Source organism: Moraxella sp. CTOTU48717, from assembly GCF_032057165.1.
GTDB classification, from domain to species: Bacteria; Pseudomonadota; Gammaproteobacteria; order Pseudomonadales; family Moraxellaceae; genus Faucicola; species Faucicola tetraodonis.
On record NZ_DAMBBC010000019.1, the window covers coordinates 1 to 13,463 of the forward strand.

General features: G+C 41.3%; 12 protein-coding genes. 2 read left to right on the forward strand and 10 right to left on the reverse strand.

Going from position 1 to position 13,463, the window contains the following annotated elements:
- Window positions 1–325: 325 nt before the first annotated feature.
- Complete coding sequence (locus RT084_RS10285) at window positions 326–628, reverse strand: putative quinol monooxygenase (RefSeq protein ID WP_312385932.1); 303 nt, start codon at window positions 626–628, stop codon at window positions 326–328.
- A gap of 558 nt (window positions 629–1,186) precedes the next feature.
- Here RT084_RS10285 and RT084_RS10290 point away from each other — a divergent pair.
- Window positions 1,187–2,185: a zinc-binding alcohol dehydrogenase family protein gene (locus tag RT084_RS10290; RefSeq protein WP_313099815.1), complete on the forward strand. Its 999-nt coding sequence runs from the start codon at window positions 1,187–1,189 to the stop codon at window positions 2,183–2,185.
- 275 nt (window positions 2,186–2,460) lie between these two features.
- Here RT084_RS10290 and bfr (RT084_RS10295) read toward each other — a convergent pair whose 3' ends face one another.
- From bfr (RT084_RS10295) to cynS, 9 genes are all read right to left on the reverse strand, one after another.
- On the reverse strand, window positions 2,461–2,931 hold the full coding sequence (bfr, locus tag RT084_RS10295) for a bacterioferritin (protein ID WP_099833574.1): 471 nt from the start codon (window positions 2,929–2,931) through the stop codon (window positions 2,461–2,463).
- A 35-nt stretch (window positions 2,932–2,966) separates the two neighbouring features.
- Entirely contained in the window at window positions 2,967–3,446 is a 480-nt protein-coding gene (bfr, locus tag RT084_RS10300) for a bacterioferritin (RefSeq protein ID WP_007116451.1), read from the reverse strand.
- Window positions 3,447–3,631: 185 nt separating this feature from the next.
- Complete coding sequence (locus RT084_RS10305) at window positions 3,632–3,835, reverse strand: (2Fe-2S)-binding protein (protein ID WP_007116452.1); 204 nt, start codon at window positions 3,833–3,835, stop codon at window positions 3,632–3,634.
- A 76-nt stretch (window positions 3,836–3,911) separates the two neighbouring features.
- Window positions 3,912–4,313: an ExbD/TolR family protein gene (locus tag RT084_RS10310; protein ID WP_099833573.1), complete on the reverse strand. Its 402-nt coding sequence runs from the start codon at window positions 4,311–4,313 to the stop codon at window positions 3,912–3,914.
- 47 nt (window positions 4,314–4,360) lie between these two features.
- Window positions 4,361–5,026 carry a MotA/TolQ/ExbB proton channel family protein gene (locus RT084_RS10315; RefSeq protein WP_282841459.1) on the reverse strand — a complete coding sequence of 222 codons (666 nt, stop codon included), beginning with the start codon at window positions 5,024–5,026 and terminating at the stop codon, window positions 4,361–4,363.
- A 506-nt stretch (window positions 5,027–5,532) separates the two neighbouring features.
- Window positions 5,533–7,557: a TonB-dependent receptor domain-containing protein gene (locus RT084_RS10320; protein ID WP_313099826.1), complete on the reverse strand. Its 2,025-nt coding sequence runs from the start codon at window positions 7,555–7,557 to the stop codon at window positions 5,533–5,535.
- 219 nt (window positions 7,558–7,776) lie between these two features.
- Complete coding sequence (locus RT084_RS10325; RefSeq protein ID WP_313099828.1) at window positions 7,777–10,548, reverse strand: molybdopterin-dependent oxidoreductase; 2,772 nt, start codon at window positions 10,546–10,548, stop codon at window positions 7,777–7,779.
- Between the two features lie 39 nt (window positions 10,549–10,587).
- Window positions 10,588–11,403 (reverse strand): NAD(P)/FAD-dependent oxidoreductase, encoded by an 816-nt coding sequence (locus RT084_RS10330; RefSeq protein WP_313099862.1) that lies wholly within the window; start codon window positions 11,401–11,403, stop codon window positions 10,588–10,590.
- A 127-nt stretch (window positions 11,404–11,530) separates the two neighbouring features.
- Window positions 11,531–11,980 carry a cyanase gene (gene cynS, locus RT084_RS10335; protein ID WP_007116985.1) on the reverse strand — a complete coding sequence of 150 codons (450 nt, stop codon included), beginning with the start codon at window positions 11,978–11,980 and terminating at the stop codon, window positions 11,531–11,533.
- Window positions 11,981–12,463: 483 nt separating this feature from the next.
- Here cynS and RT084_RS10340 point away from each other — a divergent pair, with 483 nt between their 5' ends.
- Window positions 12,464–13,324: a formate/nitrite transporter family protein gene (locus tag RT084_RS10340; RefSeq protein ID WP_313099831.1), complete on the forward strand. Its 861-nt coding sequence runs from the start codon at window positions 12,464–12,466 to the stop codon at window positions 13,322–13,324.
- Window positions 13,325–13,463 lie beyond the last annotated feature (139 nt).

Genomic DNA, 13,463 nt, shown 5'->3' on the forward strand with positions numbered 1-13,463 from the left:
TGGGTTTGATTCTTTCATATAGCTATAATACTATATTTTATGGGTTTGGTATAATTAAATGGCACAAAGTCTAAATTTGCACACTGCTTGCTAGCAGAAAGTTAAGAAAATATTGTAATTGGATATATATTGTAATTGGATATATGTAGTCAAATAATCGTCAATGATACAGTATGAGATAACCGATTAGCTAAGTGACTGATTTAAGTGAATTGATATAATAAAGAGCTGCTTTTTAATTAATATTTTAGGCAGCTCTTTAAGAAGCTTAAGCTCAAGAGAATTGAGCTTAAAAAATTTCAACTTAAGAGAATTGGGCTTTAATCTAAGCTGGTAGTTTACTTGCCAACACATCTACTTTTTCAATAGAAGGCGGTTCTGAAAATAGTTCATCTGCTTGGGCCATCAACGCGGCGGCAACCTTGCCCGATAAATGAGCCTCGCGACCTGCTTCATCAGGGAATGCATCAAAAATACCAAAGGTTGAAGGTCCAAGGCGTAGACCAAACCACGCAATTGTAGCGGGTTCATTATTGACGATAGGCAGACCAGCTTTTAGGAAATCTTCTACTTGTTGTTCTTTACCTGGTTTAGCTTCAAGACGGACATATAAAGCGGTTTTAACCATCACTAATACTCCAATATTGACTAGCCGACATTGACTAGCATTAAAATTGAGTCTAAACCACTGTTATATTCATGTCAAACGGCTTTACCGCATAGCTTTGTTGTATATAGGTTACATAAACATTTATGCTTTAAGTCGTGGGGAATGTCTGTATCCGCCTAAATTTGAGGTTGATATTACTTCCTTTATGCTTGCTTTAACCATAACAAACAAGCATAAGTGATAAGGTGTAAATGATGTTGCACTCGCTACCCTTGATTGGGTACACTGGTAAAACGATGAATGACGGCATTTTACCGAGGGCTATTTTTCGCGCAAACACATTCGCGCAACTACAGCCGCAAAATGTAAGCTTAGCTTGTATCTTCAACCTTGCGCCCTTGACCTTGCACCTTTAGCCTAGCCTAGCGTAGCCTCAGAATATCGACTATCTTTCATTAATTCTATCAGATTAGACTGACTGACCCAAGCCAGCCTGTCTGCAATACACTAAAAACACTGCATTTAATTAAACTAACCCGCTATTAAACCCACTCACTATTACAAAAGGATAAATCCATGAAAGCCGTATCATATGTTATCAATAACCAGGATGATTTTAAAAATTCATTGGTAGATATTGAAAAAGCGAAGCCTACGCTTAAGGAGCGTGATGTACTGGTAAAAGTTCAGGCAATCTCTGTGAATCCAGTTGATACCAAAGTGAGAAAAAATTCGTCTGAAGCAAATAATCGTATTTTAGGTTGGGATGCCGTTGGGGAAATTATCGAAGTTGGCTCAAAAGTTACCTCGTTTAAAGTAGGAGATTCTGTTTGGTATGCTGGCGATTTAACCCGAGATGGTAGTAATGCTGAGTTTCAAGCAGTCGATGAACGAATTATCAGTCTTAAACCAATTACAGTATCTAATGCAGAAGCAGCAGCATTGCCATTAACTGCAATAACGGCATGGGAAATGCTTTTTGATCGGTTTCAAATTTCAGAAACAGAAGTTGGCAGTATTTTAATTATTGGTGGTGCAGGCGGTGTAGGATCAATCGCTATCCAACTCCTAAAAGCAAAAACAAATCTGACGGTTATAGCAACTGCTTCGCGTGAAGAAACGAAATCTTGGGTGGAATCACTTGGTGCCGACCATGTCATTGATCATAGCAAAGATTTAAATGCACAAATCGAGACACTAGGCATTGCAAAACCAAAATACGTATTCTCTACAAATCATACAGAAACATATATCAACCAAATAGTTTCTCTGATTGCACCACAAGGCAAGCTTGGATTGATCGATGATCCACAAACATTTGATATTATGCCGTTTAAGACTAAATCTATTTCTATCCATTGGGAGTTGATGTTCACCCGTTCAATGTTTGAAACCGATGATATTGAAAAGCAAGGTGAATTGCTGCAACAGGTTGCCCAGTTAGTTGACCAGCAAAAAATTAGAAGTACGCTTAACCAAAATCTAGGCAATATTAACGCTGCAAACTTGGAAAAAGCACATAAGCTGCTTGAATCAGGTAAGTCAAAAGGCAAAATTGTACTAGAAAACTTCTAAAACACACCTTGTAAAACTCATATTTTAAAACATATCTTGGGTAAAAAGCCCCTTAAAGTAACTCACCAAACGGCTGGCGGAACGAAAACTGCCAGCCGAAATCACTCATCATCTTGGCTGTGCCAATATGCCAAACTCAATAACTAAAACGATAATCAATAAAGTACTGCCACTAAGATGATGACAAGCCATGCCATCAATATAGAGATGACAGAAATCAACGCGGCTTGGGTATATTGATGGTTCATACAGTTATTCCGACACGCTAATACGCTTTATGAATCTAATAAACTTTGCGTATAATTTTCGATACCCATCGAGGTCATTAGTTCCATCTGCGTTTCTAGCCAATCAATGTGCTCTTCACTCCCGTCTTTGAGTTTGACCAATAATTTGCGAGAGACAAAATCGCTTTTCTGCTCACATAAAGCAATCGCATTTTTGATGATGTCAGTTTTTTGATACTCTAGTTGCAAATCACAACGCAAAATTTCAGCGACATTTTCACCGATTAAAATTTTGCCAAGCTCTTGCAAGTTTGGCAGCCCATCTAGCATTAAAATACGCTCAATGAGGTCATCTGCCCATTTCATCTCATGAATCGACTGATGATACAATTTTTCGTTAAGTTCACTCAGTCCCCAGTTTTTGGCGATACGTGCGTGTAAGAAGTATTGGTTAATAGCAATCAATGCCTGACCCAAAACTTGGTTTAGCGCTCTTAGAATTTCTTTATCGACTTGCATAATGTTTACCTTAGTTGCCTTATTGCTTTGTCGCCTTATTCAGAGATGTCACCGAGCTGAGATTGCAGATAATTAGGTAGTCCCATCATATCAATCAGTCTTAACTGCTGCTCTAACCAATGCGCATGGTCTTCTTCGGTATCGACCAATTGGGCGACCAAAATCTCACGGGTTACATAGTCTTGCTCTTGCTCACAAAGCGCAATGCCGTCTTTGAGATGTTGACGAACTGCATACTCAAGCTGCAGATCGGCTTTTAGCATACTTGGCACATCATGACCGATGTTGATATCGGCAACTTTCATATTGGGTGTGCCTTCTAGCATCAACACCCGATTGATTAAGGCACGCGCATGATCGCTTTCTTCTTCCATTTCATGATGCATACGCGTATGAAGTTTTGGATAATGCCATTCATGATACATTTGCGCATGAATAAAGTACTGGTCACGAGCCCCCAGTTCACCACTAATTAAGAAATTTAGATAATCAATAACAGCTTGGCTGCCTTTCATGGGTATATCCTTGAAAAATGAACAGAAACAAAGGTTGGGTATTATCTGAAATACTAAATTAAAGTGACGTTAAAAACAATTCATCGCAGCAAATAATTTACAATATTTGTCAGTCGCTCATTCATTGAGATTAATGAATAAGTTTGGATGTGTACGCTAACAGCTCATTAGGCAACGTTAATACATTAGGCAACTTCAATAAATAGGTGCGTATAGTTATTGATGCTCTGGGCGTACTCTTCGAGATAACCTTCAATCATTGGCTGACAGCCGCCACAACAAGTAGCCACATCAAGCTCAGCTTGTAATGCTTCTAAGCTGTCATGACCTTGTTCAATGGCTGTTTTGATTTGACTTTCTTTGACCGCATTACAGATACACACAAACATACGCACCTCGTTGATAAATTTTCTTATATAATAATGATAATTATTCTTATTATCAATAAAAATTTTATCAGTCAGGTTATTCACTGACAAACGCAATCTTGGTTAGCTTGTTTTCGCTCGCTGTTGCTAGGATTTGCGCGACGGTATCATATCGACTGTCTTTATCGACTCGCAGCTGAATGCTTGGGGTCTCGCTTAATTTGCCTTGTTCGGCAAAGCGCGTGTTTAATTGCGCCAAACTGACACTGGCATCATCCCAAAAAATCTTGCCATCTTTATCAATGCTTACTTGTATCACTTTGGGCGGGGCTTCATTGACTTGTGCCGAGGTTTTGGGCAAATTTAGCGGCACACTGGGATTGATTACCGTTGCCGTGACCAAAAAAATAATCATCAAGACCAGCATGATATCAATCAGTGGAATCAGATTGATTTCATTCATGCCCGTCGAAGCGTCATCACCGAGTTGAAATGCCATAAGTTATTCCCTGTTTATTCATTTATCTGTTTAGCGATGGGTCAAGGTTAGGCGTTTTTCAGCATTAAGTCAGCGGCGTTAGTTTGTTGCTTGGGCTGCGAGCTGGTTTGCAAATGGGGTTGAGCGGCTAAACTAGTTTGCGTAACTTGGCTGGAAGAATTCATCAACACGTTGGCAAGCAAGGTATGCGCCGTGTCATTCGCTTGGTGCATGGCTTTGCGATTAATTCGTACTATGACATTGTACATAATGACCGCAGGAATCGCTACCGCAAGCCCAAGCCCAGTCATAATCAAAGCCTCCCCAACCGGTCCTGCGACTTGACCAAGTCCGGCTTGACCTGATTTAGCAATGCTATCTAAGGCATGAAAAATCCCCCACACGGTACCAAATAGCCCAATAAAAGGGGCAATGGCAGCGGTCGTGCCAAGGATATTTAAGCCCTGCTCACTGGCAAAACGGTAGCGATTGAGCTGTTGCAGTAACTGCTGCTCAGTGACCAATTTTTGATTGTCTAGAGATAAGGTGGCGAGTTGAGATTGCTGTTGGTAAATTTGCTGAGTCAAATCTTGCGACACTGTCTTAGCAATTTTTTGGCTATTTAAGATACGTAAAATACCTGTAATCCAAGACAGCATCGATAAAACAATTAACACAAAAAATAACGTCTTGGTCACTACATCTGTATATTGCCAGTAATTTGCAAAATCCATAATCATTCCTATAACACGATAAATATAAAAACTAACTTTAAATGTTAGTATAAATGATAATCATTATCAACAAAAATATTAAAAATTAGGCTTAATTTAACCAGCGACTTTACAATAAAATCCAACGACTTTAATTTAAGCAAATTTAAAATCTAATAATTTTAAAATCAAATGACTTTAAGATAAAGTAACTTTAAAATTAAGTAACTTTAAAACCTCATACTTTTTTATCTTCGCTTTGTGTTAGCTTTACCTTGGGCAAAACTAGCACAAGGTTATTGATAACCTACAGTATCGAGTAGGATGACTACCTTACGCAAAATGCCGTTTTCGGTTACACCGATGAAGACCCTAGGCAATTGTCTTGATACCCCGCCAAACCTTGTGGAAGTAGGGCGAGTAAAAAATTGGATTTTGGACATAATTAAAATTTTTCTGCAATATTTTGTGAAAATATTAAACCGCAATGGGCAATCCATCATGCTGATGGTTATCACCCATTGAGTTTAAAACTGATAACTTAGCGCTACTTTGACATTGCGTCCCATGGCTTTATCACCGGTATTGGATACGTGCTCATAGTAGTAGGCATCTGTAAGGTTATACACGCCAGCATCCACAGTTAATTGTGGTAAAGTGCTTGGACGATAGCTACCAAATACATCATAGGTGGTAAAACTTGGCAAATCAGCGACGGCAGTAGCGCTGGTGCGACGCGTTAAACCTTTGACATGGCGGATGGCGCTTCCAAGGCTGAATTTATCATTAATGTCATAATTAAAGCCAAGGTTTAACTGATCGCCTGAGTCTTTATTGAGTTGGTAACCTTGCTCAGTTTCGCTTTTGGCATGGGCATAGCCTGCATTCAAGCGCATATTATTTAGCCGATATTTTGCGCTCAGCTCATAGCCTTTGACGGTAGTCTCGCCGGCATTGATGTAGCTAGCACATTGCCCGTCTGTCACTGAGTTACCTGTGGTACAGTCAATGCCTGTTATGCGGTCGATTTTATTGTCATACTGGGTATCAAAGACTTTGGCGGTCAGCGACATACTGTCTTGACTGTCAAACACCCCCTGAAAACGGCTACTGATACCCAGCTCTGCGTTTGCGCCTGTTTCTGCTTCGAGGTCTTTATTGACGAAGGTTTGCCCAGATTGGTGAATGGTTTCTGGCAAGGGTGGTCCATTAAACAATTGGGTATAACTGGCAAATAAGCTGTGGTTTGGCGTTAGTTTAAATTCCCCTGCTATTGCGCCCGACACTTGATTATAGTCGTCACTGCTTAAGCGCTCTGATGGCTTATAGTGGTCAAAGCGCACGCCAGGCGTCAGCGCAAATCGTCCCAATTCGATTCGGTCTTGTAAGTACACCCCTACGCTGGTAGCGTCTTCTGTGATATCACTACTCTCTAAGGTCGCTGATTTTTTATAGCCTTCTACCCCATAGTTGAGCGTATGGGTCAAAGCATGATCACCATGATGTTGCGTCAGTTGCTGTTTGATACTTGCCGTCATGCCATCGGTTTTGCCTGACGTGGCTATACGCATGGGGGTCGTTCCGCGTAGTCCTTGTGACAGCGATTCATTGGTTAAATGATAAATTTTGCTGTTTAGCTCAAAATTGCTATGCGGTTTATATTCATAGCCGAGTGCATAGGTTTCATTATTGGTGTAGCCAGGATGAATATTATCGGGTAAATTGGCTTGGTAGCCGATATTGGGGCGAAACGGATAGTTGCCGTCATTGTCATAGCTTTGGTAACTGGCAGTAATTTTGTGACCTTCTGCCGGCATCACATTGACTTTGGCTAGTATACTTTTGATAGTAATATCATCACCTTGGATATGGTTGCCTTTGCCATCTTCGCCGCCATCGCTGTCACGCTCACTATAAGACACAATCATGTCCAATTGCTCATTGGGTTTGGCATAGGTCGTTAGGCTTCGTTGAAATTGCTGATCGTTACTGGCATAGCCCAGTTTAACCTTTGCCCCCATTTTTTGATCAGGTAGTAGCAAGTCTTGTGCATCCACCGTGGTAAACGCCACACCGCCACCGATGGCATTATTGCCCAAAGTCACTGAGTTATTACCCACTGACACTTCTGTTGTTTTATACAAATCTGGGTCAAGTCCACTAATCCCGGCATGGTGAAAGCCGCGCGTTTCCGGTTGGCGCACCCCATCCACGGTGATTTTTAAGGCACTGCCTGCATTGTCTGAGCCCAAACCGCGAATATAAATATGCTGATCCATCCCCGACGTGCCACCGACATTCACCCCAGCAACCGTCGGTAAATATTGATTGAGTAAATCAGCTTGCTGTACCTTGACTGAGCTCTCATGGCGGACATTCTCAGTTTGTTTGGCTGGGGTATATTGACGGGCATTAAAAGTAATGGTCTGCAAAGTAGTGACGGGTTCTGGCTCACTCGCTGTTGCCAACGGTGAATAAAGGGTGGTTAATACACACAGACTTAAATAGCGCAAAGCACCACGCGGCGGTAAACTAGCATTGGCAGTATTCATAAAATCACTCAGATATATAAAAAAAGAGAAGCGTTACAAAGCGGCAAGAATAATATAAATGATAATCATTATCAATTAATTTTTCCAATTATTTCCCCTTTTTTCGAATATCTAACGCTAGTTATCTATAAGTAACCAAGTAAAATCAGGCAGTATTAAACGAAATTATAAAGTGGCTTAAAGTTCGCCCAATAATCCATTCAACAAGTTATAACAATTTCACCCCGCCAAAATTTTGCTAATCTCTCCTATACAGGAGCCACAATTGGTGCCTGCTTTGCAATGTTTGCCAACCTCAACGACGGTTTTGCAGTGATATTTTTTTATCGTCTCAACAATGGTATTTTCTCCCACTAACATACAAGAGCAAACAATCCGCCCTGTATCAATAAAACCCGTGGCAGGTTTGCCCATTAGTAGCCATTTACGCGTATGGCTATCAAGACTTCTGCCAAATTGGCTATCTAGCCAGTTATGGGTAGGTAGTTTATGCTCGTGGGTGCTCAAAAATACTAGCGCATGGACTTGCCCGTTTTGCAATATCGCAAGGCGTAAATCTTGGCTGGTGTTATCGGTATCAATATGTTGATAATGGATAATATCAAAGTTGTAGGCTTGCGCCTGTTGATTGAGCCATACACTTAACTGCTGTTGCCAATATTGCTTATCAAACCAAGTGGTCATGACCGCAGACTGATTATCAATGGCAAAAAAATACTGGCTACTGTTTGACTGGCGATTACGCACCCAATAAGTCATATCTGGCGATTCGAGCCAAGTTAGCAGGTTTTCATCACAATGTTTATCAATCAATAACCATCCAAATGCTTGCATGGTTAGCTTTTGCAGCCTGACAGGTTGGTGCTTGAGCTGCGGTTGCTGTGAAAAGGGGTCATGATGATTGCTGATAAGCTTACCGACACGCGCATTGGCGGCAAAGTGCTGATTCCAGTGCATAGGTATAAACACATCGCCTTGGCGTTGCTTTTCAGTCACATCAGCCCGCACTAAGATAGTACCATTGGGACTGTTAACTTGCACAAAATCGTTATTTTGTACACCTAAAGGTTTGGCGTCACTCGGGTGAATCGCAACCAGTGGGTGCGGTAAATGCTGATTAAGCTGTGGGGCAATCCCTGTACGGGTCATGGTATGCCATTGGTCACGCGAGCGACCTGTGTTAAGCACCAGTGGATATTGCTCATCAGGCAATGACTTGGGTACCGCAGGATTAACGGTGACAAAATGCAGTTTTTGGGTATCGGTATAAGTGGTGCCAATAGTGGTGTGTGCGTCTTGTTTTTGTAGTCCAAAATAATGCGGTTGACCCCACTGAAACGGTGCCAAGTTATCATACTCGTTTTGGCTAATATTGGCTAAATGGCTGATGTTAAAACTTCGGCTATCTGTATTTTTTTCACCGCCATTCTTCTCGCCACTAAGCCGAGCGTGTTCGGCAAACACTTGCGATTCGTGAGTGTAATCAAAACCCACAAAACCCATTTTCTGTGCTACTTGGCTGACTATCCACCAGTCGGGCTTGGCATCAGCAAATGGGGTGACTAAGCGGCGCTGACGAGAGATACGGCGTTCGCTGTTGGTGACCGTGCCTGATTTTTCACTCCAGCCTTGCGCGGGTAAAGCTACATGAGCAAAGTCGAGGGTGTCGCTGTCTTTTGAGCAGTCAGACACGATGACCAGTGGGCATTGCTGTAACGCCATGGCAAATTTGTCTGCTTCTGGCAGACTGACCACAGGATTGGTCGCCATAATCCAAATCGCTTTAATTTGCCCCTCCAAAATAGCATCGGCACATTGGGTTGCCTTGACACCATCCTTACCACTAATGCTAGTCGGTGCTTGCCAAAAGTTGGCTACCGTTTGACGATGGTCGTTGTTTTTGAGCTCAAAATGACTGGCTAGCAGATTGGCTAACGCCCCGACCTCTCGCCCACCCATGGCATTGGGCTGTCCTGTAATTGAGAACGCCCCTGCCCCTTGATAACCCAGTTTGCCTGTATAAAGGTGGCAATTGATAATGCTATTGACCTTATCAGTGCCATTACTGGCTTGATTGACGCCCATGGAGTAAAAACTCACGGTTTTCTTGGTAGTGGCAAACAATTGGTAAAACTCGGTTAAATCACTTTCGTTGACACCACAGATTTTGGCAACTTTTTTAATCGTCCAACTGTCACTGGCTGCAAGCGCATCAGCAAGATTGTCACAATGCCTGAGATAATCGTGATTGGCATAGCCGTTTTGGTGCAAGTAATTGAGTAGTCCGACAAATAAATGGGTATCTGTGCCAGAGCGAATCGGCAAATGCAAGTCGGCAATCGCGGTGCTGTCAGTGGCCCGCGGGTCAATCACCACGATTTTTTTATTGGGATTGGCTTGTTTGCTGGATTTTAACCGACCAAATAAAATCGGATGACACCACGCCATATTCGAACCGATAATGATAAATAGGTCGCTGTTTTCGATGTCTTCATAATTACAAGGCACAGTGTCCGAGCCAAATGCTCGCTTGTAGCCAGCCACCGCTGATGACATACACAGTCGAGAATTGGAGTCCAAATTATTGGTACCCAAAAAACCTTTAGTAAATTTGTTTGCCACGTAATAATCTTCGGTGAGCAGTTGCCCCGATACATATAGCATAACGCTGTCGGCGCCGTATTCATCAATGGTCTGTTGCAATGATTTAGCAACAAAATCGGTGGCGGCGTCCCAATCGACTGGCTCGCCATGAATCATCGGATGTGCCAAACGGCGGTCACGATCAAGCGTATCGCCCAACGCTTTGCCTTTGGAGCATAATTTGCCAAAGTTGGCAGGATGGGTTGGATCACCGTCAATGCTGACGTGTTGGGTATTCTCATCAATCGTCGCCAACACGCCACAGCCAACACCGCAATAGGCACAGGTGGTCTTGACTTGTGTCGGGGGGGATTTTTGTGGTGCTAAATGTTGTATAGTTGTTGTCACACGTTAACCTTTTACTATTTTTAATTTCTACCAGTCAGATCAGCCCGCCAGCAACTCTTCACAAAACGCTTTGCCAAACAGTAATTTATCTTTGATGGCTGAAATATCATGTTGATTTTGAATCAGTTCAAAAAACCAACCGCCCTCTTGTACATCACCATATAGCACTACAGATAAAATACGCTTGTCTTTTACGGTGATTTTTTGATAGATGCTATGGCTAGGATCTTGATAAATCAACTGCTCGCAGTCGTGAATTACATCGATATCACCTGCCGAAAATAGCGCCACGCCCGAGACCTTTAGCTTGGTTGCCGTTGGTTGTATGCTAAACACGGGCAAGGTGCTGCCTGGCTGCTCGTTTAAGGTATGTAGCAGAATATTGGCTTGCTCATACACAGGTGCGACGAGCCCAAATAGCTGGTTGTCAAACTGTACACACTCGCCAATCGCATACACGTCTGGGATATGGGTTCGCATTTGGTTATCAACCAAAATCCCTCGCTCGCAAGTGATACCGACCTGTTGCGCAAGGGCAATATTGGGTCGCACGCCGACGGTCATGATAATGCAATCGCTGTCAATGGTTTTGGCAGGGACGGATGTGTCGACATTATCCGTGTAAGTCAGTCCAGTAACCTGGTTATCCTCATCCACACAAATCGCTTGGGAGTTGGCATTGAGCACAAACTCAATACCTTTGTTTTCAAAGTAAGTTTGCAGTAAATCGGCAGCGGTTTTATCCAGTTGGCGATTGAGTAAATAGCCTGCCCCATGTACCACAGTGACTTTCGCTCCCTGTTGTACTAAGGCATTGGCAGCCTCAAGACCGAGTAACCCACCGCCGATAACCAGGCATTTTGGAGATTTTTATGCCAATTCGGTGACGTTTTCTATCTTTTAACACCAATTCCAGTTTTTAGTTGAGTTTGAAATTGGTGTCGATAGAAGGTCGCTGGTTTGTGCAAAGGTCTTTAATCAATTAAAAAGTTTTATAAGGTAAAAACTTTCCTGATAACAGGATATTGACGCGGTCTCCTGCAGGATTGTTTTCACGTTGAATGTCCATCGAAAAATCAATCGCACTCATAATCCCATCGCCAAATTCTTCATGAATTAACTCTTTTATGGTTAAGCCATACACACTGATTACTTCATATAAGCGGTAAATCAATGGATCAGAAGGCACCGCTGTTGGCAAGCTACCTTTATAAGGCACAACCTTTAACCACTTTATCTCATTTTCATTTAAATTAAATAAGCCACCTACTTTATTTGCTTGTTCATCATTTAAAGTCATTTGACCTAAGCAAGCGGCAGTAACCCATTCTTTGCTAAGTCCCACTTCTTTAGCAACTTTTTCCCAGGTCAGACCTTTAGAAACTTTGGTTGCAATAATTTTTTCTGTTACTTCTAGGCGATTTTTAATCATCATAGTCTCCTGCTAAATTAGGTAAAGCAATTTGTGTCATTTAAATGTATAAGCGATTTATGAAGAAAAAGTCTTCAAATTTAGTTAAGCAAAAGCCATGCCAAATGACTTTACGTTCTAAATACCGTAATTCTAAACTACAGAAAAGTTATGGGGAAATTATTGAAAATTTGCTGAAACATCATTGATAAGTTGCACCAAAAAGATATGGATGCACAAGATTGGATTGATTATATTTTAAAAAATTAAGTAATAATTCTAAATATTAATCTTTAAATTAATCATTTCATATAAACTTTATGAAAATATTAAAAAAATATATTTACTTGTAATTCAATATTTTAATCAATTATTTAATAAGTATTCTAGCTATACATTTTAATTTGGCACACCAGTTGCATCCACTGTTTTGTAATTATTAATTAATGATTGCAAAGTGAGTTTAGTGAATTCTATTTTTCTCAGTTATGTTGGAGTTTTGGTATGTCTTATCTATCCCCAAAAGAGTTTGTCACTAAAATGGTTGATTCGGGTGAATCAAAACTAACCATGTCTTTACGCGATACATTGATTCGATCTTACATGGCTGGTGCTATTTTAGCATTGGCAGCAGTATTTGCCGTCACAGTAGCCACACAAACAGGGGTACCTTTATTAGGAGCATTATTATTTCCAGTGGGTTTCTGCATGTTGTATTTAATGGGTTTCGATCTCTTAACGGGCGTATTTATGTTAACTCCTCTAGCCCTACTTGATAAACGTTCAGGCGTCACAGTCAATAAAATCCTTCGAAATTGGGGTTGGGTATTCTTGGGTAACTTTGCAGGCGCACTCACTGTCGCAGTTATTATGGCTTTTGTTTTTACCTCTGGCTTCAATACACCTGCTGGACCTGTAGGTGACAAGATTGCTCATATTGGTGAAGCCCGTACTCTTGGCTATGCTAAATATGGTGTCTCAGGTTGGCTTACTATTTTTTTACGCGGGGTTTTATGTAATTGGATGGTCTCAATGGGCGTAGTTGGTGCCATGTTATCAAGTAGCGTTTCAGGCAAAGTTATCGCGATGTGGATGCCTATCATGTTGTTCTTCTTTATGGGCTTTGAGCACTCAGTCGTAAATATGTTTTTATTCCCATTTGGTTTAATTATGGGCGGCAACTTCTCTGTCATGGACTACTTAGTTTGGAATGAAATCCCAACAGCACTTGGTAACTTGGTTGGTGGTATTACCTTTACTGGCTTAACCCTTTATGCAACTCACTATAAAACAGGTGCAAAACGTAGTTTAGTTGCCATGGATAATACTACAGTGAATAAAAGCTTAACCAAACGCATTGTATAGTTTTTATCACCATTTTTAAGAATGTAATTACCCCTAATAAATCCCTTAGAAGCATTTCGCAAGATTACTTTTAAGGGACTGCTAAATCGAAAGCAACTAACTTCTAATTCACTATTTCCAAAATTTTAATCTATAGCCA